Raw genomic sequence first — 25,325 nt, 5'->3', positions numbered from 1 at the left:
CCCCCTTTATATAAACTTTAGATATTTCTTTTTTAAAACTTCCTCTACAAATTTTAACATAGCTTTGAGATTTTTAGGTTTTAAATATGCTTTTAAAAATAGGTATTCTATTTTAGCATCTAAATTTATTTCTTTCAAAGAAGACTCTTCTAATTGTTTTAATTTTTCTTTTACAGCATTTTTGTCTAAAAAAATAGTTACTTGCTTACCTTTTATACTTTTATAGTAGTCATAAACAGCCTTTAAAAAGCTAAGTGAGTAATTATCCTCTAAAACTATTGAATTTTTAGCTGTTTCAATAAGATAGTCCATTACTCTCCGATAATTGACAATTTTATCTTTTTCATACTTATCGTAAATGTATAACTGATTTCTGCATATATAATAGTAGCTTACAGGATTATAGTAATACCCTTGTGTAGAAGCTCCTACTTTATGTCTTATGAATGTAAATGGGGTGTATATAACTTTTACAGCTCTTTTCTGCATTTCTATAAACAACTCATTATCTTCAAAGTATAAAAAGTATTCTTCATTAAATAAAGGTCTTGGAAGTTTTTCTAATGCCTGATTTTTTATAAAAATATTTGAACCGCTTAAAGCAAAAGGTCTAAAAAGACCATAATCTTTATGATTTTCAAGACCATTAATGTAAACTCTTACTCCGTCATATTGGACATTGTCATTCTCATACATTAAAATCTTACAAGTAGCAACGTCAGCATTTGTGTATTCGACAGTCCTTAAAAGCTCTAAAGGTGCATTTTGGGATAAAATAGTATCAGGGTTTAATATCCAAATATACTCTGTTTCAGGAAGATTTTGTTTTACAAAATCTACTCCAAGGTTATTACCACCTGCATAACCTGTATTTTTGTTTTTTATTAGGAAATACTTTTTAGTATTTTCATCTTTAAATTTAAAAGTAGTTTCAAGAATTAGCTTTAACTTTTCATACTCTTCCTCATTTTCTGAGTTGTCAACCACTACAAAATTTATATTTGGATAAGGATTTTCTACTATAGATTTTGAGAGCTTTTCTAAATAATCAGAAGAGAAGTAATTTACCGTTATGATTGTTATGTAAGGTTTTCTTTTGATTATTTTTGCTTTTTCTTTAAAAAAGTTTTTATCTTTACCTTCATTAAAGAAGTCAAAAACAAACCTGTATCTTCCTTCTGATAAAGGAAATGGGTAAAAAGGTGCATTTTTTACCTTATCTTTTTTTAAAAATAAATCAAAAGGTGTTGGAACGTTGCCGTATCCATACGTTTTTATGAGTTTTTTTATAAAGTTGTATAAACTGATTTTATTTAAATTCTCTGCATTTTCTTTATCTGTTTCAAAGGATTTATGATCGTAATGCTTTATATAAACAGAGGGTAAAACTATCTGTTTTAAATCAGAATTTTGCATTTTTAAAGAAAAATCAAAATCATCAAAACCTAAAATTAGGTCTTCATCAAACTTTCCAAGATTATAAAAAGTATCTTTTCTTATTCCTATACAAAATCCTGATAGTGAATCAGTTTTTATTTTTTTACCAGAATAAAACAGCTTTAAATGTTTTTCAAGTGTTTGGTCATCTAATATTCCTAAAAGGTTTGTGTATGTAGATACTTTATTTTTGTAAAATGCAACGTCAGATACAGCTCCTACCATACCAACATTTTTATTTTTTAAAACTTTGTAAAACTGATTTAACCAGTCTTTAGATATAACTTCTGTGTCAGGGTTTAGAAAAACAAGGTATTGATTTTGAGATAAATCTACAGCTCTGTTTATAGCTCTTGAGTATCCTATATTTTCTGGGTTTTTAATCAGTTTAATATTAATCTGTTTATTTGCTTCTTTAAAGTTTTCTACTAATTCTACAGTGTTATCTTTTGAGTTATTATCAAAAATTATTATCTCGTCTTGAGCAGTTAAAAGGCTACTTTTTATAGATTCTAAACAGTTTAGTATAGTCTGACTTGAGTTGTAGGTTATAATGATTATACTAAATCCAGCTCTTGTTAAACTTAAATCTTGTACATCTTTAAGAAAGTTTTGTTTGTAAAAGTCTAAGACTCTTTCAAGAATAGGTTTATAATAAAAATAAGTTCCAAATATAACTTCTTCTACGTTAGCTTTTCTATTTACTTTATCTTTATCTACTTTCAGGTAATCTAAAAACTTTAAAGATAAAAAATATAAGATTTCCCTTCGTCCTTTTTCTTGAGTACTTATTTGTAAATTATCTTGACTTGGATGAACTCTAAACATGTTTGTAAAAAAGTTATACAAATATAGGTATCCATCTTTTGCCAAACTCATCCATAGAAACCAATCTGCATTTGCTACAAACTCAAAATCTTCATGTTTAAAAAGCTCAAAACTTACGTCTTTCTTTCTAAACATAAAACCAGAAAAAGACCCTAACGAGTTGATTAAATGTTTCAAACTGTCCTCTATAAACTCTTTACCATTTACTTTTTTATTCTTAAAGTATTTTCGCTGCATTTTATAATGATTTATAAACATATTTGAATTAACAATATTTAAATCTTCATCTACAAATAAAGTTTTTCCTGCTGATACTTTAACCTCTGGGTCTTCTATTAAAGGTTTGACTAAAAGCTCTAAAGTAATAGGACTTAAAATATCATCATCTCCAAGAAAGTGGATAAAATCTCCTGACGCAAGGTTAAAAAGGTTTTTGTAATTTCCTGCAGGTCCCAAATTTTTCTCATTTTTGTGATAAATTACGAAAGGATACTTTTCTGAAAACTTTTTAACAACTTCATAATTCTTTTGACTTTCTGTAGGATTTGAGCTATCATCTGCAACGATACACTCATAAGGTTTTAAAGTCTGATTTATAACACTCTCTAAAGCTTGCTCTAAGAAGTAAGGTCTATTATAGGTAGGTATTAACACGGATACTTTAGGTATGTTTTTCATCTTGGAAGCTCCATATTTATAACTCAGATTTTACTCTCTATCATCTTTCTTTTTTTGCCTTATTTTTTCTGCAAGTCTGTTTATTTTATTTTCCAAGAAAGCTATTTTTTCGTTTAGTTTATTTATGACTTTTCTTTCTAAATCTAATCTGTGTAACAAATCAAGATACTCTTTAATTAGTTTGGTTGTTAAAGTTTCGTTTAAATCTACTAAAATAGAGTTGTGATTTTCTAAGATTTCTTGGTCAGAACAAATAGCAATTACAAGTAAAACTTCCTTAGGTTTATTAGTAGGGCGAAAGCCATTTTCGTTTAATTCTATTTTGTATTCTTTTAAAGTGTTGTTTTTTTCTTCCATATCCCATATATAAGATACTGGATATACTTTTTGACCCAAAAGTTTAACATTTTTAAAGTATGTTTTTAAAAATTCTTTGAACTCATCTATATAAAATTCTTTTATATGGAAAGGATTTTTAAAACCAGTTTTATCTGTATAGACTTCTTTATTAGGCGTAGAAACAATAAAAATACCGTCTTCTTTTAACAATCTTTTAACTTCCTGTATAAACATACTTTGGGTTTCTTCATCTACATGCTCTATTGTTTCAAAAGAGACTATAACATCAAATATTTTACTTCCTTCTATTGGAATATTTGATACACTACCAGTCATAAACTCTAAATTTTCTTTTTTATACTTACTCTTTGCATGATTTATACTATTTTTATCAATATCAACACCTATAACTTTATTTGCATAGTTAGATAGAAAATCAGAACCATAACCTTCACCACAAGCTATATCTAATACGACTTTGTCTTTGGCAAAGTAAGATGCATAAAGGTATCTGTGCCAGTGCTCATAGCTTATCTGTGCTTCTTTCAAATCTGGAATATATCTTTCTCCTGTAAATTCTAACATATCTTTCCCCTTTCATTACAGTATCGAAAAACTTTTAAAAATTTTTAAGCTTGTATATATCTTAACATCTCTTCATCTGTTAATTGATGAAAATCTTGGTAATAAGACCCTACTGCAAAAAATATAGCTTCTACTTGGTGTAAACAAAATACATCGTCAAAAACGTTTCTAACCCTGTTTATAGCGTCTGTAGGACAAACAGGAACTGCTAAATATACTCTTTTTGCCCCCTTTTTCTTTGCGTACATTCCAGCGACCATTGCTGTATAGCCAGTTGCTATCCCGTCATCTATAATGATGACATCTTTACCTTTTACATCAGGTTCTTTGTTTTTTAAATAATCTTTAATTCTCCTATTTATTTCTGAGAGTGCTTTTTCCTTAACAATTTCTAACTCTTCTTCTTTTACTCCCATATATCTCATTAGATATTCATCTACATAAACTGTACCATCGGGTGCTATAGCTCCAAATGCAGCCTCAGGGTCAGATAAAGGTGCTAACTTCTTTACTATTACCAATAAAAATGGTATGTTTAAAGTTTTTGCTACTTGGTAGGCAACTGGGACTCCACCTCTTGGAATAGCTAAAATTATAGTGTTTTCTTTATCAAAGTTGATACTTTTTAAAAACTCTCCCAAAAGCTTTCCTGCTTCTTCTCTATCTTTAAATATTCTCATTGTTGACCAATCATTTTTAAAAACTCTTCTTCGTTAATAATCTTTATAGTTCCTATTTTTTGTGCTTTTTGTAGCTTACTTCCTGGGTCTTCTCCTACTACCAAGTAATGGACTTTCTTAGATACTGTGTCAAGGACATTTCCTCCTAAACTTTCTACAATTTCTTTTGCCTTTTCTCTACTACAACATTTTAATGTCCCTGTAAACACAAAGTTTAAACTTGCCAACTTACCTTTCTTTTCTTCTTTAGGATTACATACGTTAACGCCTAACTCTTTTAGCTCTTGTATCATTTTTAAGTTTTGCTGGTTATGGAAAAAGTTATAAATTTCAGCTGCGATTTTATCACCAATATCAGGAAGCTTCATTAAATCTGTTATTGTGAAATTTTTAAGGTCTTCTAAACAGTTTACAGCAGATGCTAAGGTTTTTGCAGTAACTTCTCCTACATACCTTATACCAAGGCCGTATATAAGTCTGTATAAAGGTCTATTTTTTGATTCTTCTATTGCCTGTTTTAAATTGTTTGCTGACTTTTCTCCAAATCCTTGAAGATTTTTTATAATTTTAAAATCAAGCCTGTAAATATCTGGAATACTTTTTAAAAGTTTAATTTTATAAAACTTTTTAACTGTAGCTTCTGAAAGTCCTTTTATATCCATTGCATCTTTTGAAGTAAAATGAATGATTCTTTCAATTACTTGTGTAGGACAATTTATATTAACACATCTCCAAACAGCCTCTCCTATTGGTTTAACAAGTGGTGAACTGCAGGAAGGACAGTTTTTTGGAAACTCTATAGGTTTTTCATTTCCTGTTCTTGCTTCTTTTATAACCATAACTATATAAGGTATTACATCTCCAGCCCTTTCTACTAAAACTGTATCTCCTATTCTTATATCTTTTTCTCTTATAAAATCTTCGTTAAAAAGTGATACAGATGAAACGATTACGCCACCTATCTCTACTGGTTGTAATTTTGCAACTGGTGTTATAGCTCCTGTTCTTCCTACTTGAAACACTACGTCTAATATTTTTGTTGTGGCTTGTCTTGCTTTAAATTTAAAAGCTATAGCCCATCTTGGATGGTGTGAAGTAAATCCTAATTTTTCATAAAGGCTAATATCATTTACTTTAATAACCATTCCATCAATTTCATAAGGGTAGGTATCCCTTTTTCTTTCCCACTCTTTACAGTAGTCTATTACTTCATCAATACCAGCGCATACTTTTAAAACCTCGTAAGGTGTTTTAAATCCAAATAAATGTAGCATCTTTATATTTTCAGAATGTTTTTTTAAAACACTTCCAAGTAAGTTTTTACCGTCTTTTTCAGCATAGGTTATTTGATAAACAAAAGCTTCAAGTCCTCTTGTTGCTACTTCTTTAGGGTCTTGTAATCTAATTGAACCAGCAGCTGCGTTTCTGGGATTGGCAAAAAGGGGTAAACCTTCTTCGAGTCTTTCTTCATTTATCTTCTTAAAGATGTCTTTTCTTATTAAAACTTCTCCTCTTATTTCAACTTTATCTATACCGTAGGTTGAAAACTTTGCCGATAAAGGAATAGATTTAATTACTTTTAGGTTGTTTGTTATGTCTTCTCCTACTTCTCCGTCTCCTCGTGTAGCTCCCCTTTTAAAAAGGTCTTTTTCGTAGATAAGAGATATTCCAGCTCCATCAAACTTTGGTTCAACTGCGTACTCAACTTTTTCAAGTCCTGTAAGCTCCCTTACTCTCCTGTCAAAATCTCTTAAGTCAGCTTCATTGTATGAGTTATCTAAAGATAACATTGGTGTAAGGTGTCTTACCTGTGGGAATACTTTTGTTATTTCAGATGGAACTCTTTGCGTAGGAGAGTCTGGAGTTATTAAATCAGAATACTTACTTTCTATGTCCTTTAAAAGTTTAAAAAGTTTATCATACTCATAATCAGATATTACAGGCTGTGCTAAAACGTAATACCTCCAGTCATGAAACCTTATAACTTCTCTTAAATCTTCTACAATACTTTCTGCTTTTTTTCTATCTATTGATTTTATATCAAGGCTTAAAAACTCTCTTGTTTTCTCAATAAGTTTTTTCTGAGTCTCCTCTGAGTACATCCCTGACCTCCTTAACTATCTCTATACCACTACTTGTTCCTATTCTATCACATCCTGCTTTTATAAACTCTAAAGCTGTTTTTAAATCTTTTATTCCACCTGATGCTTTTATTTTTATCTTTTTGCCAGCTAACTCTTTCCACATTAAAACATCTTGCAAATCAGCTCCTTTATCAGCAAAACCTGTACTTGTTTTAATGTATTCAGCTCCGGCATTTATTACTATATCTAAAGCTATTTTCTTTTCTTCTTGGCTCAAGTAAGCTGTTTCAACAATCACTTTATGGATAATGTTTGGCGTATTTTTTATTATTTCTTTTAACTCTTGTTCTACATATTTATAATCTTTGCTTTTAAAGGCTGATATGTTCCAGACTATATCAAGCTCTCTTGAGCCGTCTTCTATAGACTGTAGAGCTTCTTTAATTTTTATATCTATTGTGTTTAGCCCCAGAGGAAACCCTACAACACTACAGACAGATACTGTAGAGTTTTTTAGTATTTGACTACAGATTTTAACATGAAAAGGGTTTATACAAATTGATGCAAATTGGTATTCCAAAGCTTTGATACAGTGATCTTCAACTTCTTGATAGGTTATGTATGGTTTTAATACTGAATGGTCTATGTACTTATTTATGTTTGATAACAAATCCGTGCCATAGGTCATCGGGCTTTCCTTCTTCTGGTTTTGATTTTATCTCAACAACCTCTAACCCATTATCTTCAGCCATCTTTAATATTTTATCTTTTTCGTCCTTAAATATTCCAGAGATTAACCAGTATTTTTTAAACAGATTTTTTAGTCTATCAAAGTACTTATCAAAAATCTCCATTTGAAGATTTGACAATACAATATCATAGCTGTTTTTAATATCTTCTATACTTGCTTGCCAGCAGTTTACTTTTACCTCATTCTCCCAGCTGTTTATCTTACACTCTTCTACAGCTTCCTTCTCTATATCTATTGCATCTACTTCTGCTCCAAGTTTTGCTGAAGCTATAGACAAAATTCCTGTTCCACATCCAACATCAATAACTTTATCTCCTTGGGACACATACTTTGGGATTAAAGATAGCATAATCTGAGTAGAAGGGTGTAGTCCTGTTCCAAAAGCCATAGCTATTTTTAATTTTATAGGAATTAAATCATTTCCTTGATAGACTTCCCACTCAGGAATTACTATAAAAGGTGGAATTTCTATAGTTTTAAAGTTTTCTTTCCACTTTTCTTCCCAGTCTTCTTCTTTTATCTCTTCTTCTAAAACTATTTTTCCACTGCCTAAATCTTCAAAAATATTGAGTATAGTTTCTTTATCATAATCATAAATTGCAAAAAGTGTTAAATTTTCATCTTTGTTTAAAATTTCAACACCGTATCCATTTAGTTCTACTAAGAATATTTCAAATAATTCCGAAGCTATCTCACATATATACTTTTTCATTTATCACCCTTTTTCTTTTTATACTTTTTATAAATATACTCTTCTATCTTCATTATTTCTACTTTTGGAAGCTGAACTAAAGCGTTTTGTTGCTGGGTTTGGTCGTTTATGTACTTTTCTCTAATCTCTTCTTGAATTTTTGTTAAAAGAAGCTGTATCTGGTTTTGAAGTTCTTCTATCTGTTGTTTCATTCTAAGAATTGCATCTACTCCGGCAAGGTTAACACCCATCTCTCTTGTTAAAAACAGTATAAACTCAAGTCTATCTAAGTCTTCTTCTGAGTACATTCTTGTTTTACCTTTTGTCCGTGAAGGAACGATGAGCCCTTCTTTTTCGTAAAGTCTTAGGGTTTGAGGATGGATGTTGTACATCTTTGCAACTGTTCCTATCATATATAAAGGTTCTTTTCTTCTGTCCTTCATAGCCCTAAACCTCTAACTTGGATTTATAAAATCTATTTGTTATTTTTTGTTCTTCTTTAAGTTTGTTTACACATTTTTTAGCATCTTTTGATAGTTCTTTTATTGAAAGAATTACAACGTTTACTTCTACAACTAAATCTCCGTATCCAGACTGTTTTAGTCTTGGCATACCTTTACCGTAAAGTCTTATCTTATCGCCGGGTTGTGTTCCGGGTTTTATTTCAACTTTTTCTGTTTTTCCATTTATTAGAGGTACTTCTAAACTTGTGCCTTCTATCGCTTCTGCTACAGAAAGATTTACCTTTAAGTAAATGTTATCTCCTTTTCTTTCAAAGAGATAGTGAGGTTTAACATTTATTACAATCCATAAATCTCCTGGTACACCGCCAAATCTTCCACTGTGTCCTTTACCGGGAACTCTTAATTTAGAGCCATTGTCAACTCCTGGTGGAACTCTGACTTTTACTATTTCTTTCTTTATAACAAGGCCTCTACCGTTGCAAACTTCACAAGGCTCTTGGATTACACCTTTTCCTCCACAGGTTGGACAGGTTTGAGACAGTCTTAAAAATCCACCTAAATTTTGATATACTTCTCCTGTTCCACCACAAGTTGGGCAAACTTTTGCTTCTGACCCTGCTTTTTCTCCAGTTCCACCGCAGGCTTCACATATTACGTATCTTGGAACTTCTAACTCTAAGGTTGTACCGTTGTATGCATCTTCAAGGGATATTGTAACAGTTTGGTATATATCCGCACCGTTTTCTGGTTGATAGTAAGTCTGTCTTCTTTGTTGTCTTGAGCTTTTTCTTTTTCCAAATCCAAAACCAAATATATCGTCTAAATCTTCAAATAAATCTTCAATATTTATTCCACCTATATCTTGATAACGATACTGTTTTGAAAAGTCTTGATAGCTACCACTTAATCCTGCATGGCCAAACTGGTCGTAAATTTTCCTTTTTTCAGGGTCAGATAAAACTTGATAAGCTTCTGTTATTTCTTTAAACTTCTCTTCAGCTTCTTTTTTGTTGTTAGGGTTTAAGTCTGGATGGTACTGTCTTGCAAGTTTTCTGTACGCTTTTTTTATCTCATCTTGAGTTGCATTCCTGCTAACGCCTAAAATTTCATAATAATCTTTTTTCTCTGCCATACTTATCAGTACCTCTTGTTAAAACTTTGTTATATAACTATAATATAAGGTTTAGTGTGTTATTGTCAAGTTTATTAAAAATAGATGAATAAATTTAAAAAGTTCTTTTTACAGCCTTTTTATGCTTGCTATGATATATAATTATAATTTGAATTTGCGAAACTTATAGGAGTTTAACTATAAATGATACTAATTTACGGAAAAGGGAAAACTGGCTTAGCGGTAAAAAAGTTTTTAGACGAAAAAAAGATAGAAAATGTAATAATAGATGACCAAGATAGTCTAACAAACTTAAATCCACAGCTTATAATAGTTTCTCCTGGCATTCCCTTTTATCACAGGATTTATAAATTTGCAAGAAAAAATAAAATCCCGATAATCTCAGATGTAGAGTATGCTTGTAGCTTCTTTAAAGGAGACATTATCGGAATAACAGGAACAGATGGTAAAACTACCACTACGTCGCTAGTGTATGAGATTTTTAAAAATCTATCTGGAAAAAGTGTTTTTGTAGGGGGAAATTACGGAGTACCTTTTATAGAAGCGGATAATAAAACCGAAATTGCAGTATTGGAACTGTCTTCTTTTCAACTTTACTCTACCAAAAGATTTAAACCTAAAATAGCGGTTATACTAAACATATCAAAAGACCACCTTGATTGGCATAAAAAGATGAAACATTACATTCTTTCAAAGTTTAAAATTTTTAAAAATCAACAAGAGGAAGATTATCTTGTTTTAAACTACGATGACAACTGTCTAAGACAAGTAAAAGCAAAAAGTCAGATTTACTACTTTTCATTAAATCAGCTTCCAGAGGACAAAAAAGGGATTTACCTAAAAGGTATTGAAGGGTCAAGAGAATACAGACTTGTACTTCAAGAAAAAGAAAAAATAGAGTTTAAAGTTAAAACTTTACTGGTAGGACTTCACAACCTTCAAAACGTAATGGCATCTTTACTTGTATCTTATCTGTATGGACTGGATTTAGATAGTGTATTAAAAGTTATTCAAGAGTTTAAACCTCTTCCCCACAGGATAGAGTTTGTAAGTAGTATAAACGGTATTTCTTTTTATAACGACTCAAAAGCTACCACAGTCCAAGCAGTTGAAAAGGCAATAGACAGCTTTGATAAAAACGTAATACTGATTTTAGGCGGTATAAACAAAGGAGGAGACTTTTCTGCTTTATCAGACAAGTTAAAACAAAAAGTAAAAAAAGCCATAATCATAGGAAGAGACAAAGAACAGATAAAAAGTATGATAGAAAATTACACTCAGGTAGAACTTGCAGACAGTTTAGAAGATGCTGTAATAAAAAGCTACAATAATGCCGAAAAAGGAGATACTGTAATACTATCTCCAGGGTGTGCAAGTTTTGATATGTTTAAAAGTTATGCTGACAGAGGAAATCAGTATATAAGTATCGTAAAAAGTTTGGAAAGTAAAAATGGTTAGAAGTTTTTATATAGATTGGGCTTTATTTATATCTTTTGCTTTACTTGTTATAATAGGTTTAGTTGCCATCTACAGTGCTACTTATACCGCTACTTCTGACCCGTTTTACTATCTTAAAAGACACATTCTCTCTTTGATAATTGCAACAATTGGTTTAATCGTTGCTTTTTCTATTCCTATAGATTTTTGGAAAAAAAATGCTTACCTTATATTTATAATTTCTATTATCCTTTTGATAGTTGTTTTGATTTTACCATCTGACGGAACAGGAACAAAAAGATGGATAAACTTAGGCTTGTTTAAGTTTCAACCTTCAGAGTTTGTAAAGTTTGCCACTGTCTTGTTTATAGCCAAGTATTTATCACGGAAAGAAGATAAGTTAGACAGTTTTGAACCTGTTGTTGTTATATACTTTATTGTTGGATTGATAGGGCTACTTGTGGCAGTTGAGCCACACAAGGGAGCTGCGCTTTTTCTATTTATTCTTACAGGTTTGATTCTTTTTTCATCTCCTTTAAAGGTTAGATACGTTTTAACACCTGTATTTTTTATTATTCCTGTTTTTGTGATGTTTTTTATATTAAAAAGTAATTATGCTTTCAACAGACTAAAAGGCTGGCTTAACCCTGACCCATCTTCAAAAGAAGGATATCAGCCATATCAGGCTATGTTATCCTTTGCAAAAGGAGGACCTTTTGGAGAAGGAATAGGAATGGGAACTCAAAAGTTAAACTACCTTCCAGAGATTCATACAGACTACATATTTTCCCTTTTAGGAGAAGAAACAGGATTGATAGGAACTTCTTTGGTTATATTTCTATTTTTTATTATCTTATACAGAGGTGTTAAAATCTCTTTAGAAAAAGAAGACCTTTTTACACAGGTTTTAGGTTTAGGAATAACTTACATTATCACTTTAAATGCAGTGTTTCACATGTTTGTAAATCTTAACCTTTTTCCTTCTACTGGGTTTACACTGCCTTTTATAAGTTATGGAGGGTCTTCTCTTTTAATGTCTTTTGTTTATATTGGCATACTTTTAAGAATATCTAAAGAACCTGTAAAAGTAAGTTTTGTAAAGAGGAAATGATGAAAACTGTTTTTATATCTGGTGGTGGAACAGGAGGACATTACTATCCTGCCTTATCTGTCGCACAGGCTTTAAAAGAAAAAGGTTATAAAGTAATATACGTAGGGACAGACAAAGGGATAGAAGCTAAAAAAGGTTTTGCCTACGCAGACGAAGTTATACTACTTAGAATGGAAGCTGTAAGAGGAAGAGGACTTTTTGGAAAAGTTAAAGGGATTTACTCTCTTTTAAAAACAACCTTTAAAGTAAAAAAGTTAATAAAAAAAGAAAAACCTGATTTTTCAATATGTTTTGGAGGATATACTTCTTTTCCTCTTGGATTTGCATCTTTTTTAACGAAAACTCCTTTATACATTCACGAGCAAAACTCTATCCCATCTTACACAAATCGTTTACTGTCTTTCTTTGCGAAAAAAATATTTATAACTTTCCATTACACAAAGAAATTTTTTAATCCTAAAAAAACATTTTTAACAGGAATGCCCCTTAGAAAAGCCATAATAGAAGAAGCTAAAAATTATATCTACACACCTACAGATAAAAAAACTGTTTTAGTTGTAGGAGGAAGTCAAGGGTCTAAAAAGCTATCTGAAATAACTGTAAACCTTGCAAAAACTCTACCAGAAATTGAATTTATCTTGATAAAAGGCAAGTGGGAAGTTGAGTTGCCAAAACTTAATAATCTAACTGTTTACGATTACTACGAAAACATGCAGGAGCTGTATAAAAAGGCGGACTTAATCGTATCACGAAGCGGGTCTGGAACTGTAAACGAGATTTTAGCCTTTGGAAAGTACGCTATATTTATACCTTATCCTTACGCAGCTTCTAACCATCAGTTTTATAACGTTAAATGGCTTTATGATTTAGGTTTGTGTGAGATAATTGAGGAGAAAGATTTAACGCAGGACACATTAAAGGAAAAGATAAAGCAGTCTTTAAACAACGATTTGTTAAAACTACACCAAGAAATAAAGAAACACTCTATCCTCTCTGCAACAGAGAAGATTATTGAGTATATTTATAGAAATTAAAATTTTTTTAGATTTTCCCGACTATGAGGGAATTGAAGTCAACAACGCTAAATCCTCCGCCTTCAAAAATCTCGGTTTTCTCCCGACTATGAAGGAATTTTAGCTCATTCTTCTAAACATCCTCCACCTTTCTTTTTTTCTGACTTACATTCTGGAAAAACTCACTATTAGCATATATAATATTTTCAAAGCTAACTTTCGGAGTAAAAACATTTTGAAAGACATTACACAGTTTTTTAAAGCAAAAGAGTTAGGGCAAAAAATAACTATGATATCTACCTATGACTACTGGTCTGCAAAACTCTGTGAAGAATCTGGAATAGATGCCATTCTTGTTGGAGATTCTCTTGGGATGGTAATTCAAGGCAACAACTCAACTCTGCCAGTATCATTAGATGAAATGATTTATCACGCTAAAGCTGTTAGAAAAGGAGCTCCAAACACTTTTATAGTTGTAGATATGCCATTTATGAGTTATCACACCTCAGTAGAAGAAGCTGTTAAAAATGCAGGTAGAGTAATAAAAGAATCAGGATCAAACGCAGTTAAGTTAGAAGGAGCTGGAATAGTTTTAGAAATCACAAAAAAATTAGTATCCATAGGAATACCAGTAATGGGACATTTAGGATTAACGCCGCAATTTATAAACCTCTTTGGAGGCTACAAAGTCCAAGGTAAAACCATAGACAGTAGAAAAAGAATATTAGAAGATGCACAAGCATTAGAAGAATCTGGAGCTTTTTCTATAGTGTTAGAAGCTGTCCCGTCAGATTTAGCAAAAACAATAACAGATAGCTTAAAAATACCTACCATAGGCATAGGAGCTGGAAAAGATACAGATGGACAAGTACTTGTTTTCCACGACCTGATAGGAATATTTGAAAAAACACCTAAGTTTGTAAAAAGATACCTTGAAGCAGGCAAACTAATAAAACAGGCTCTATCTTCCTACAATCAAGAGGTAAAAGATGGAAAATTTCCAACAGATGAATACTCATATTAAAGTATCAAATAACCTTTTTGATGCAATCCCTTACATAAAACAAGGAAAATTAGTTATTGCAAAAACAGACACAATTTACGGCATACTTGCAGACGCATTAAACAAACAAGCCGTTGAAAAAATATACAAACTCAAAGGAAGACCAGAAGACAAACCTTTTATCATACTAATACCATCTTCGGAAGATTTAAAAAAATTTAACATAAAACCTAATCCTCAAGGAGAAAAGATTTTAAATAAAAAAGGTATTACCGTAATATTTGATGTAGAAGACCATAAAGGAGAGTTTCAGTATCTACATAGAGGCAAAAACTCATTAGGCTTTAGGATTCCAGATGACTCTGTTTTTCTATCTTTTTTAAAAGAGTTAGGAAGACCAGTTGTAGCTCCAAGTGCAAACCCATCAGACTTAACACCCGCTGAAGACATAGAAAAAGCGATAGAATACTTTAAAGACAGTATAGACCTTTATGTTGACAGTGGAAAGGTTGAAAAAAATGTTCCATCAACCATAGTAAAAGTAGAAAACGGTAAAATAAAAGTAATCAGAGAAGGAAGTAAGAGGTTGTAAAATGCAGATAAAAACTCACCATAAGATAGACAACTCTCTAAGTGGATACCCTGTATCCATAGAAGAATGCAAAACCGCCACAGTGAAACTAATTACAGACGAGAGAATGGTAGCAGACGAAAAAGGACTTATACACGGAGGATTCATCTTCTCAGCTGCAGACTACTGTGCTATGTTAACAGTGAACCACCCTAATGTAGTTTTAGGCGGTGCAGAAGTAAAGTTTTTAAAACCACTGAAGTTAGGTCAAAATGCAATTTTTCAAAGTGAAGTAATATCTCAAGAAGGAAAGAAAATTACAGTTAAAGTAGTAGGACACATAGAAGATTCTAATCAGCAGTTTTTTGAAGGATTGTTTAAATGCTACGTTTTAGATAAACACGTACTGGAATGAAAGAGTACTTCTCTGTAAAAATGAGAGCAAGCTTACAAGGAAAACACATTTCAGGAGCTGAGAGAATAGTTTTAAAAGAGGACTTACCTATTGTTATAAGCCAGCTCTCCCAAAGACCTAAAGATTTTGACTTTTTAAACATAAAGGTCGAAAAGATAAATGATTTACACTACATAGAAAAAAGCCTAAACATAAAAACATTTAATGTTAAAGATTGGATAGAAGGCAATAAAGTAGCGGTTGAAATTTTGCAAAACCAAGGAGTAGATAAAAAAGTAGCAGAAAAGTATATAGATCTGATTCATCAGGGAGCTGCAGATGGAGAAAATATGAGAGGTGCAATGATAGTAAGTCTATCAGGAGAAAGATTAGAAAAGGATAAAATAAGAGGCGTAAGAACAGTTAACGTAGATTTTGAAGACAGAGAGAGTATTACACAACTTTTAAAAGAAAAAGGATACACAGAAAGAACAGTAGATGCAATAGCCTTGGCTACAAAAAATCTAAACCATGTAAGTATAGTAGCAGAATACTGTATATCAGATGACCCAGATTATACAATTGGATATGTTGCAACCAAAACAACCTACTACAGAATAAACCCATTAAAACAAAAATCAAACGAAAAAGGTGGTAGAATATACTTTGTAAAGGATACAGTAAATATAGAAGATCTTTATGAATACTTAGAAAAAAAAGCATTTTTGATAAAAAATTTAGGGGATTTACAGTGAGAAGAATTTTCATTCACGGATGGGGTTTTTCTAAGAATGTATGGAGTGATTACTTTTACTTAGATAATGCAGAGTTTTTAGACCTTCCTTTTCACGGTGGAAATAAAGATTATACATTTATATCTATAGAATCTTTTTCAAATTACATATCAAATAGTATTAACCAGCCTACAACTTTAATAGGATGGTCTTTAGGAGCTTCCGTAAGCGTTTTAACTGCTTTAAAAAATAAAAATATTAAAAAATTAGTACTTATAGGTTTTAGTCCTAAATTTGAAGATGAAAAACTTGGAAGTCCAAAGGCAAGTATAAAAGCGTTTATGATAAACCTTAAAAAAGATTTTGAAAAAACAGTTAAAAATTTTAGAATATCAGCTGTAGAAAAAGACCCTGGATGCCTTGTTCCAGAAAAAGATGGCAGTATTGCACTGCTTAACGACTTTATAAACTTAGACCTTAGAGATATTTTACCAAGCATAGAATGTGAAACTCACATAATACACGGTATAAAAGACACAATAGTAAACAAAGAAGCTGCATTTTTTACCAGTCAAAAAATAAAAAACAGTCAACTTTATCTGTTTGACTCTCATCATGCACCATTTTTAGAAAGGGACTTGTTGGAAGTTGTCTGTCAGTAAAAGTAGAATAAAGATATCTTTCACGAAAGCTATTAAAAGTTATGAAACTCAAATTTACGTTCAGAAACAGACTGCCATTAAACTGGCAAACCTTTCAAAAGATTTATATGGATTAGGTATAGATTTAGGCTGTGGAACGGGAATATTAACCAGTTTTTTAAATAAAAATATTATAGGTTTAGACATATCTTTTAGTATGGCAAAAAGTTATAAAGATAAAAATCCAAAAATTATTGTTGGAGATATAGAAAATCTACCTTTTAAATCAAACACTTTTGATTATGCTGTGTCTAACTTTGCTTTACATTGGACTAATTTAGAAAAAAGTTTTAATGAAATTAGCAGAGTTTTAAAGAAAGATGGAAAATTTTTATTCTGTATGCCAGTAGAAAACAGCTTTAAAGTGGTTGAAAAGATTTTAGGAGAAAAAAACTTTGACTTTATCTCTGTAGAAAATTTAACTAAACTTTTATCAAAAAACTATAATATACAGCATTTAGAAACAAAAGAATACAACTTAGAGTTTAAATCTGGATTAGATTTACTTTTACATCTTCATTTTACAGGTTCTTCAGTAGGAAAAGCAGGAAGTACAATAGGAGAAAAAAGGAAGATTTACAAAAAGTTTTCAGAGTATAAAAAACCTTTATTGTTAAACTTTAATGTAGTTTTTATAAAAGCAGTCAATCTCCAATCTTAAGAAGCTCTCTTAGTTCATCTTCAAGCTGTCTACATCTTGGACAGACCGTCGTATCTCCTTTGTAAGAAAATGGCACTAAACACTCGCTACAAGGTATCATAACATGCTCAGCTAAAACTTTATACTTTTTAGAAACAAAGTCTGACACATAAAGTTTTTCTTCCAAGTGGATACATTTTTCTGGGCAAACGTCGTGGCATATTCTACATTTAATACATAAAGAAGGGCTAAATAGAACTTTTAATTTACTATCACTTGATGTTAGAGCTCCTGTAGGACAGACATTATAACAAATAGAGCAGTTGGTACAGTTGTTGTCTATCCATTTATCAGAAGAAAACTCGATTTTATCTACTTCAAAGTACTTACCTTCTGTATCTAACTTTGATAAGGCATTGATTAAAATCTCTCTTTTAATAGGATAAACTTTTTCACTTACTATGTTTTTAAACTCTCTGTCTCCTGTTTGAGACTCATCAATAGGTGGAAGTTTTTCAGCAACTGCCCAAAAGGCTAAAGAAGCTGTCTGTTTTACAAACATCTTTAAAAAAGACCTTCTTTTGTTTTCTTTACTTTCAGGCTTTTGGTAGCCTACTTCTTCTGTTTTGACCTTATAGTCTACGCCTACAGCTTCAAGTATATAATTTGCTTTTTCTACATTTTTATTAATTAAGTCTAACTGTTTTCCTATACTACAGGTTTGACAGTATTTTATATCTAAGACAATATCCCTCTCTTTTTCTATACAAAAAGTTGTTAGATAATTTTCATCTAAGGCGGAAAGACAAGGAACGTTTAACTTACAGCTTATTAAGTTGTTTTCTTCTTGGATAAATTTAGAGTAAAATTCTGGTAAATCAAAACCTTGAATTTTATAGCTTTCTGTAGGACAGTTTCCTACACAGGCACCACAGTTTATACAGTTTTCATAGTTTACTTTTATTTTGTCGTTTTCTAAAGTTATAGTGTTTTCTACAGGACATACGTCAACACACTTTCTACAGTCTGCATACCTGTAGTAAACTCTTACGCAGGAGTATATATCAAAGGATAATCTAACTGACATTTTCAAATTCCTCTAACTGCTGTAGTATGTATTCATAGTCTGACATTATAAACTCTAAGGTTGTCTGGCAAACGTCGTAGTAAAAAGGCGTTTCTGCCATATCCCTTGCCGCCAGTAAGTATATAGGAGCCCACTGTAATAGATGTTCTTCCATAAATCTTTTTTGAAGTTGTAAATATTTTTTTTCTTCTTCTGGGTTATTAATTGAATAGGCGGTAAGTTGCTCTTTTATAAGTGTTATCATAAATTCAAGTTCTATGGCTATGTGGTCTGGAGATAAGACTCTTGTTTTATTTAGGTCTATCTCATAACCGTTTTCTAAATAAAACTGTAAGGTAGGATTTGTAGGAGTAGGGTTTATATGCCCTTCATCGTTCATAAAAACAGATTGATAAGGGTATGCATTAAGTATAAAAACAGTAGTATAGTCTACATTTAGGTCTTCGTCTATAAGCTGTTTAGTTGTTTTTGTTTTAAAGGTTTCCCACTCTTTTGTGTTTGGAAAAAGTTCTAGCAACTCTGGAGTGTATTTTATTTTATCTAGAAGCTCCTCATCTATTTCTTCAACTAAAAGTCTTGATAAAAAAGCGTACATGTTTATCCTTGCTTGGTTTTCTGCTATTTTTTCATCCATTTGTTTCTCCTAAAGTAAAAGAGATATTTTTAATATAAAAAGAAAGCGGGTTTTTTTCAACCCGCTTAATAGATTTATGCTGATGGGAATTTCCAGTACTCGTCGTCAATTGGGAACCAAGGTCTTGGCATCCACTTAGGTCTTCTCAAACCACCTGGTTGGTAGTTAGGTCTTGTAAGTTGGTCTCTCCAAGCTTTGTAAACTTCCCAAGTTTTGTTTATATCTACAAACACGTCTCCTATCTTGTCTTCAGGACCTGCTTTCTCAATTAAAACCTTCTTGTGCCAGCATTGCATACCTGATAATGGGTCTGGGTTTGCTGGGAATACTGCGTTTTGGAAGACGCCAGTTGTTCCTTTCCACCATATTTGCTCTGTATCTTTGTTAAATTCAGGGAACTGCCATGATTTAAACGGTTTTACTCCTTCTTTAGTTCTCATGAAAATCTGGCTGCCTTTTTGCTGAATATCAACCAATACAGAACCTAATCTCATTACACCAAGCTCGTGTTTAAATCCATCTATTTTTACCTCGTTTACAAGCCTCCATCTACCGTTATGGTGAGAGCAAGCTACCACGCCAGGTCTTGTTGCTTGTGTAGGCATAGCCATTGCAACAAAGTATCCTGTCTCTATACCTGTAAGTGTATCTACTACTCTTACTTTTATAGCGTCTCCTCTTTTGATACCTAATCTTTTAGCATCTTTTTCGTATATCCATACAGGATTGTGGTTTTGTCCTATTTCCATAAGCCATTTTGCATTTACTGACCTTGTATGGATTAGATACGGTAGTCTGAAGATTGGGTTTAATACAAATGCGTTTTCTTCTTTCATATAATCATGATGAACTTGGGATACGATGTGAATCATCTGCTTTCTTTCTTCAGCGTTTCTTGGATATATTGGTATTGCATACTCTGGCCATTTCCACTCTTTTAAAGTTAGAGAGTAGAATTCTATCTGTCCAGAAGGGGTTTTAAATCCATTTATTATTTTTCCATCTTTAACTATACCTATTTTATGTTTTTTACCGCCTTCTTCTACATGGTAAGCTATATCGTTTTCTATCTTTATCTCACTCTCTGGTATCCACTTTCCATCGTATTGATAAGCTTTTTTATCAGGGTCGTATGGTAATGGTTTTTCGTGTACGTTGTAAACATCTGTCGCTTCTGTCCAAGCTCCTCTGTCTCTCATATACTCGTAAGGAGTAATACCAAGTTGTTTACACACTTCACTGAGTTTTGGTAGGGTTGAAAATACAGCGTTGTAATATTCTTCCATTGTAACAGGTTTACCTGGGTTTTGTTTTGATTCCCAGTATTTTCTAATACCTAACGATCCATCTGGGTCAATTGAAAATGCAAGGTTAACGAAAAACTCGCCTTCTTCCCATATTTCACCAAAACCTACTTTTTTGTGAGCTTCTAATGTAGCTTTTGCAGGGTCGTTTGGTTTCCAGCCCATCTTTTGTAATGCAACTCTTAAAACAGGTTGTCTAAATCCTGTCCATTTTTCTGGTTTAGTAGGTTCTGAGTGTTGATCATGTCTTTCTCCTGCAAGTCCCATAGGTAAGATGTAATCACAATAAAAGGCAGTTTCAGCCCATATAGGAGACATGTAAATGGTTAAACCAAACTTGTTCTCATCTTTTAACGCTTCAACCCATCTAAAACCGTCAGGGTTAATCCAAACTGGGTTATATATTCTAGAAAACCAAACTTCTACTTTATCAGGTATTTTAAGACCTTTTTCTTTCCATTTATTTCTCCACTCATCATCCATCAATAAGTGAGGTAAGAGATAGCTAAGCTCATAAGCAGACATAGGCCACTCTGGAGGCCACTCAAGTTCATTCCAAGCTTTAACTGATTCAGGCGTATCAGCCATACATGCGCTACCACCTCTATCTCCTATAGATATGGTGTGCCATTTGTACCAGCCTACACCTCCTACATTTCCTATAGCACCCATAAATGCCATAAGTATTGTTCCTGTCCTACCTGCACCCATCCATCCACCTCTGTTTCCAGCAGCAACAGCTCTCCAGTGGTACTGAGTTATTCTATCTCCAGCCCAAAGTATCATCTCATAGAGTTTTTCTAACATAGATACTGGAATTTTTGCTTCTTGAGCAGCCCATTCAAACGTATAGTCTTTATAAATATCCTTTAAAACTGCTACAAAATCTTCAAAAGAATTTCCAGAAGGTACTTCTGTTAAAAATCCTTTTTCTTTTAAGAAGTTTAAGTATTCTTTGTCTTCTATAAACTGTTTCCAGTTAAACCATCTCTTTACAAAATCTTTATTGAATTTTTCTTCTTTTACAAGCCTGCTTATCATTGCAAGGTTTATTGCAGCTTCTGTTCCAGGCCATGCAGGAATCCAAAGGTCTGCCATTCCAGCAGAATTTGACATTCTTGGGTCTATAACTACAAGTTTTGCACCTTTTGCCCTTGCATCTGCTATATATCCTGCGTGTTGTTGGTAGTAGTGTCCAGCATCTGCAGCGTGAGAAGATACAAGGAGTATTAACCTGCTGTTTGCAAAGTCTGGAGAAGTTCTGTCATCTCCTACAGTGACTATATTTCCAAATCTTCCATTTGAAGAGCATATATTAGTGTGTGAATTTCTACCATCTACACCCCAAGACCAAACAACTCTTTTTACGTGAAAACCATTTTCGTTAGGTCTTCCAACTTGATAAATAATCTGTTTTCTTGATATTTCATCTCCTTTAAGGAGAACTTCTCTCATTCTTTTTCCGATTGTTTCTAAAGCTTCTTCCCAAGTAGTTCTAACCCATTTATTTTCTCCTCTTTTGCTTCCAGGAGCTCTCTTTAGAGGAAATGGTATTCTGTCAGGGTCGTACATTTGAGCAAGTGTTGCGTAGCCTTTTGCACAGTTTCTTCCTCTTGACCCAGAGTGGAAAGGATTACCCATAAACTTTTTAACAGTTAAAGTATCTTTATCTATCCAAGCTGTTAAACCACATGCAGCTTCACAGTTATTACAAACAGTTGGAACAATCATATAGTTAATAAGTTTTACACCATCCCTTAGAGCTCCACCGTGTATTTTCCAGTAGTTTCCTGCAGGCTCTTTCCAGTCGTTCCACTTTTCAAACGGTGGATAGTAGTCCAAATGTTTAGGCTCAAATGTTAACTCTTGATTGTTTGCAACTTTATTATCGGCTTCTACTTTTTCAAAAACTCCTTTTGCTAATGCAACCGCTCCAATAGAAGCTGCAGCTCCCTTTAAAAAGTTTCTTCTTGTTGTCTTTATCATATCAACCCTCCTTATTAACTAAGTGGTAACATTTGAGGAGCTAAAAGCCATGAATGTTTTACAAACCAAAGACCAATTAAAGCAGATATTGAGCCAAGTAAAGCATACTCATACTTTTTCTTTTCATTTGCTATTCCTACCAAGATTGTTGGAATAATAAAAGTTAAGAATACTCCAAGCCAGAACATAGGTGCAAGGCTGCCAAATGTTAAAATTTCCACAGCTCTATGGGAAAATTCTGAGTGCATTCTTGCAAATAAAATCTCTCCAAGGTACATCATTCCTGATAAAAACGCAGAACCTATAAGTATATAGCCAAGTTCTCTTTTTACTTCTTCCATCTCAACTTTATAAATAGTCATTATTAAAAGGTAAACCGCAGAACCTGCTAGGGTAGCAGATAGAAGCATTTGAATCATTTCAGCAGGAAAAACCCACAACTCTCTTGCTGTTGCTTCACCCATTATACCTGCTGTATAAATAGTTGAAAAGAATGCCAATAAAAATCCAGGAATCATAACTTTATCAAAAAGTTTTTTATTACCAGTTATCCACGACCAGAAAGATATTAAGAGTACAACAACAAAACCAGAAACAACCCAAGCTCCAAGTGTAACTGCAGAGGTAAAATGTGCAAATACAAATATCTTCCAAAATCTAAACATATGGTGAAGATCTAAAACCGTTACTAAAAGTGTAATACCTATAAAAATTAATCCAAGTATTGGAACCCATTTTCTAAAAAATGCATCTTTTTCTGGATACTTCTTTATAAAGTACAAACCAAGAAGAAAGCTTCCTGTTGCGATACTTTTAGCCCACATATTTGTTGAAACAAGCCATCCCCAAACAACCTTTGGTAATGCAACGTCAAAAGTTACTTCAGATCCCAACATGATTAATGCCCTCCTATATGGTCTAAAAACTTAACTTCTGTAAAGAGTGTATAACCTTCTGGTCTTTCTGAAGATAGTGGGTCAAGATCAACTGTAGAACCTCTTACGTAGAAGTGTTTTGGCTTTGTGTTTAACTCTGGTTTTCTAACCATTATATCTTTATGTTCTTTTAAATATTTAGAAATTTCACTTTCAGGGTCATCTAAATCGCCAAATATGTTTGCATGAGTTGGACATGCAACTACACAAGCTGGCATCATTCCAACTTCTATTCTATGAGCACAATAAGTACACTTATCCGCAGAGTTTGTTATTGGGTCTATGTAAATTGCATTGTAGGGACAAGCCATCATACAAGATGCACACCCAATACATCTGTTATGGTCTACGTTTACAATACCGTTAGGAAGGTAATGTAATGCACTTACAGGACAAATTCTTTCACAAGGAGCATTTTCACAGTGATTACATCTAAGAGGAACAAAATGTCTTTTTACCTCTGGAAATTCTCCTTGGTCTATATATTTAACTCTTAATCTCCAACTATGTAAAGGAACATCATTTTCGGCTTTACATGATACAGCACAAGCCATACACCCCATACATCTACTTAAATCCACCAAGAATCCAAGTTTCATTATTTAACCCTCCGTTCTATAATTATAAACTTAATTATTAACATATACGTTGAGTGAGAAATTAATGCCATAATTAAACCTCACAGTACCTGAAAAAGCTATAACCTATTGCATAAGCATACAAATAGGAAAGAAGCGTTATACCTTTTCTCCATCTACTAAGAGCGTTAAATTGTTTTAACCTTGAAAATATGCTTTCAATAATCTGCCTCTGAGCTTTATCCTCTTTTGTCTCACATACGATAACATTCTCACATCCTCTATACCCTTTGTCCCCTATTACTTCAAAAAAGCTTATAAGTCTTTTAAACCAAATACTGGTTTTTGCTCTTAATCTAAAAGATTTAACTTCATGATAACTTGCTGGATGAAACCAAATATCATAAACTCTTCCCTTTGTATCACAAATTACCATAACAAGCACTCCATAGTATATCTCTTCAAATTTTACTCTTTTTTTGTAGTGTTGACTGTATAGATTTCTTTTTCTTCTTACCCAAAACATCTTTCCATTAAATCTCTTTATTCTCTGGGTTCTTGCTCTGTTTAAATTAGCTACTGGAAGTATTGTACCATCTACTATAAGTCTTGGTTTTTTATTAGATACCAAAACTTCTATAATTACAGACAGTATTCTCATTTGTAGATATATTCTAAGCAGTTCGTATATTCTTTTAATTCTTGACTTTCTAAATATGTGATAAGACTTTATAGAGTCATCAATAAATTGTCTTGCTATTTTCAAAACAGGCATTCCAGTCATGTATGATAAGATGAAAGCTGCTGCTATTTCTTCATCGGTAATTTTTGGTTTTCTACCAGCATTAGATTTAGCTGTATTTTTATAAAAAGAAACTTTAAATGATTGAAAATTTTTGAGAAGTATGTTATAAAACTTTTCCAGTTGCATTTTTGACCTCCCAAAAGTAGTTTGGGTATATTATAACCCGAGCTACTTTTGGCTTTTTATTAGAAATAAAATTGAAAAAATGAATTTCTCACTCAAGGTATTATAAACTTAATTATTAACATATTCCCAATTAATAGGCAAATTAAATTTTTCAATACACCTATTTAAATTTTTTATAAACACCCTTTGAAAAATCCTGCTTTTGGTTTTGGAGATATTTTGTATTCTTGAACTTCTAATACAGGTAAATCACCTTCTTTTTTGACAATTTTTCCTTTTGCGTCTATACTTCCGCCAAATCCTTCATCAAGCTCAAAGTAATATACATTTTTAGGCTCTATTGCATAAAAAGTGTTTTCTGTAACGTCATATATTACATAACCACTTTTTTCTGCTTCAACAGGCGGACAGCTTGACAAAAGTTCAAAGCTTCCTGTTTCTTTTGCTTTTTCTGCACAGGACTTTGCTGTTATAACAGCACTTGATAGTTCAACATCTTCTCCTACATCTTCAGCAAAGGAGAGCACTGATAAACTAAGAGTTAGTCCTATAGCTAAAAATAACTTTTTCACGATACTAACCTCCTTATTAAGTTAA

At 32.3% G+C, this 25,325-nt stretch carries 24 protein-coding genes; 9 read left to right on the top strand and 15 right to left on the bottom strand.

Translation table 11 applies throughout. The features are described 5' to 3' along the window. Positions 1–6: 6 nt before the first annotated feature. The 8 genes from Q385_RS0104695 to dnaJ are packed head-to-tail and all read right to left on the bottom strand — an operon-like array spanning position 7 to position 9,669. Positions 7–2,943 (bottom strand): glycosyltransferase family 2 protein, encoded by a 2,937-nt coding sequence (locus Q385_RS0104695; RefSeq protein ID WP_028950557.1) that lies wholly within the window; start codon positions 2,941–2,943, stop codon positions 7–9. Positions 2,944–2,973: 30 nt separating this feature from the next. Then, on the bottom strand, positions 2,974–3,867 hold the full coding sequence (locus Q385_RS0104690) for a class I SAM-dependent methyltransferase (RefSeq protein ID WP_028950556.1): 894 nt from the start codon (positions 3,865–3,867) through the stop codon (positions 2,974–2,976). A gap of 44 nt (positions 3,868–3,911) precedes the next feature. Beyond that, positions 3,912–4,547 (bottom strand): phosphoribosyltransferase, encoded by a 636-nt coding sequence (locus Q385_RS0104685; protein WP_211245384.1) that lies wholly within the window; start codon positions 4,545–4,547, stop codon positions 3,912–3,914. After that, positions 4,544–6,649: an NAD-dependent DNA ligase LigA gene (gene ligA / locus Q385_RS0104680; RefSeq protein WP_028950554.1), complete on the bottom strand. Its 2,106-nt coding sequence runs from the start codon at positions 6,647–6,649 to the stop codon at positions 4,544–4,546. Before ligA ends, Q385_RS0104685 begins: the two co-directional genes overlap by 4 nt. Then, on the bottom strand, positions 6,615–7,319 hold the full coding sequence (gene deoC / locus Q385_RS0104675; protein ID WP_028950553.1) for a deoxyribose-phosphate aldolase: 705 nt from the start codon (positions 7,317–7,319) through the stop codon (positions 6,615–6,617). The genes ligA and deoC overlap by 35 nt, the downstream gene beginning before the upstream one ends. Beyond that, complete coding sequence (locus Q385_RS0104670) at positions 7,282–8,094, bottom strand: 50S ribosomal protein L11 methyltransferase (RefSeq protein WP_028950552.1); 813 nt, start codon at positions 8,092–8,094, stop codon at positions 7,282–7,284. Before Q385_RS0104670 ends, deoC begins: the two co-directional genes overlap by 38 nt. Continuing rightward, complete coding sequence (locus tag Q385_RS0104665) at positions 8,091–8,516, bottom strand: heat shock protein transcriptional repressor HspR (protein WP_028950551.1); 426 nt, start codon at positions 8,514–8,516, stop codon at positions 8,091–8,093. The genes Q385_RS0104670 and Q385_RS0104665 overlap by 4 nt, the downstream gene beginning before the upstream one ends. Before the next feature lie 4 nt (positions 8,517–8,520). Next, the gene (gene dnaJ, locus Q385_RS0104660; RefSeq protein WP_028950550.1) at positions 8,521–9,669 is read right to left on the bottom strand and encodes a molecular chaperone DnaJ; all 1,149 of its coding nucleotides are present in this window, start codon (positions 9,667–9,669) and stop codon (positions 8,521–8,523) included. Between the two features lie 183 nt (positions 9,670–9,852). Between dnaJ and murD the strand changes: the two genes are divergently transcribed. From murD to Q385_RS0104610, 9 genes are all read left to right on the top strand, one after another. Further along, positions 9,853–11,127: a UDP-N-acetylmuramoyl-L-alanine--D-glutamate ligase gene (gene murD, locus Q385_RS0104655; protein ID WP_028950549.1), complete on the top strand. Its 1,275-nt coding sequence runs from the start codon at positions 9,853–9,855 to the stop codon at positions 11,125–11,127. Continuing rightward, entirely contained in the window at positions 11,120–12,217 is a 1,098-nt protein-coding gene (ftsW, locus tag Q385_RS0104650) for a putative lipid II flippase FtsW (protein WP_028950548.1), read from the top strand. Before murD ends, ftsW begins: the two co-directional genes overlap by 8 nt. Then, on the top strand, positions 12,217–13,251 hold the full coding sequence (gene murG / locus Q385_RS0104645) for an undecaprenyldiphospho-muramoylpentapeptide beta-N-acetylglucosaminyltransferase (protein ID WP_028950547.1): 1,035 nt from the start codon (positions 12,217–12,219) through the stop codon (positions 13,249–13,251). Before ftsW ends, murG begins: the two co-directional genes overlap by 1 nt. A 214-nt stretch (positions 13,252–13,465) precedes the next feature. After that, the gene (panB, locus tag Q385_RS0104635) at positions 13,466–14,254 is read left to right on the top strand and encodes a 3-methyl-2-oxobutanoate hydroxymethyltransferase (RefSeq protein WP_028950546.1); all 789 of its coding nucleotides are present in this window, start codon (positions 13,466–13,468) and stop codon (positions 14,252–14,254) included. Continuing rightward, the gene (locus Q385_RS0104630; protein ID WP_028950545.1) at positions 14,220–14,825 is read left to right on the top strand and encodes an L-threonylcarbamoyladenylate synthase; all 606 of its coding nucleotides are present in this window, start codon (positions 14,220–14,222) and stop codon (positions 14,823–14,825) included. Before panB ends, Q385_RS0104630 begins: the two co-directional genes overlap by 35 nt. A 1-nt stretch (position 14,826) precedes the next feature. Continuing rightward, the gene (locus Q385_RS0104625) at positions 14,827–15,219 is read left to right on the top strand and encodes a PaaI family thioesterase (protein ID WP_028950544.1); all 393 of its coding nucleotides are present in this window, start codon (positions 14,827–14,829) and stop codon (positions 15,217–15,219) included. Continuing rightward, positions 15,216–15,953 carry a 6-carboxyhexanoate--CoA ligase gene (locus Q385_RS0104620; RefSeq protein ID WP_028950543.1) on the top strand — a complete coding sequence of 246 codons (738 nt, stop codon included), beginning with the start codon at positions 15,216–15,218 and terminating at the stop codon, positions 15,951–15,953. Before Q385_RS0104625 ends, Q385_RS0104620 begins: the two co-directional genes overlap by 4 nt. Beyond that, entirely contained in the window at positions 15,950–16,594 is a 645-nt protein-coding gene (locus Q385_RS0104615; protein WP_028950542.1) for an alpha/beta fold hydrolase, read from the top strand. Before Q385_RS0104620 ends, Q385_RS0104615 begins: the two co-directional genes overlap by 4 nt. Beyond that, positions 16,581–17,294 (top strand): methyltransferase domain-containing protein, encoded by a 714-nt coding sequence (locus Q385_RS0104610; protein WP_028950541.1) that lies wholly within the window; start codon positions 16,581–16,583, stop codon positions 17,292–17,294. Before Q385_RS0104615 ends, Q385_RS0104610 begins: the two co-directional genes overlap by 14 nt. On the opposite strand, the gene Q385_RS0104605 is transcribed toward Q385_RS0104610, so the two are convergent. From Q385_RS0104605 to Q385_RS0104575, 7 genes are all read right to left on the bottom strand, one after another. After that, entirely contained in the window at positions 17,278–18,360 is a 1,083-nt protein-coding gene (locus Q385_RS0104605; protein WP_028950540.1) for a 4Fe-4S binding protein, read from the bottom strand. The two genes, Q385_RS0104610 and Q385_RS0104605, sit on opposite strands and share 17 nt — an antisense overlap. Further along, positions 18,350–18,994, bottom strand: a complete 645-nt coding sequence (locus Q385_RS0104600) for a TorD/DmsD family molecular chaperone (protein WP_028950539.1) — start codon at positions 18,992–18,994, stop codon at positions 18,350–18,352. The genes Q385_RS0104605 and Q385_RS0104600 overlap by 11 nt, the downstream gene beginning before the upstream one ends. Positions 18,995–19,068: 74 nt before the next feature. Next, entirely contained in the window at positions 19,069–22,284 is a 3,216-nt protein-coding gene (locus tag Q385_RS0104595; protein ID WP_028950538.1) for a molybdopterin-dependent oxidoreductase, read from the bottom strand. Between the two features lie 14 nt (positions 22,285–22,298). Continuing rightward, complete coding sequence (nrfD, locus tag Q385_RS0104590; protein WP_028950537.1) at positions 22,299–23,180, bottom strand: NrfD/PsrC family molybdoenzyme membrane anchor subunit; 882 nt, start codon at positions 23,178–23,180, stop codon at positions 22,299–22,301. Between the two features lie 2 nt (positions 23,181–23,182). Then, positions 23,183–23,818, bottom strand: coding sequence for a 4Fe-4S dicluster domain-containing protein (locus Q385_RS0104585; RefSeq protein WP_028950536.1), 636 nt, complete (start codon positions 23,816–23,818; stop codon positions 23,183–23,185). A 73-nt stretch (positions 23,819–23,891) separates the two neighbouring features. After that, a complete protein-coding gene (locus tag Q385_RS0104580) occupies positions 23,892–24,728 on the bottom strand; it encodes a hypothetical protein (RefSeq protein ID WP_028950274.1) in 837 nt (278 codons plus the stop codon). A gap of 173 nt (positions 24,729–24,901) precedes the next feature. Continuing rightward, the gene (locus Q385_RS0104575; protein ID WP_028950535.1) at positions 24,902–25,300 is read right to left on the bottom strand and encodes a hypothetical protein; all 399 of its coding nucleotides are present in this window, start codon (positions 25,298–25,300) and stop codon (positions 24,902–24,904) included. Between the last annotated feature and the right edge of the window lie 25 nt (positions 25,301–25,325).

The organism is Sulfurihydrogenibium subterraneum DSM 15120 (genome assembly GCF_000619805.1).
Lineage (GTDB): Bacteria > Aquificota > Aquificia > Aquificales > Hydrogenothermaceae > Sulfurihydrogenibium > Sulfurihydrogenibium subterraneum.
The sequence above is the reverse complement of the archived record's forward strand: the minus strand, read 5'-3'. Positions and strand labels throughout refer to the sequence as shown.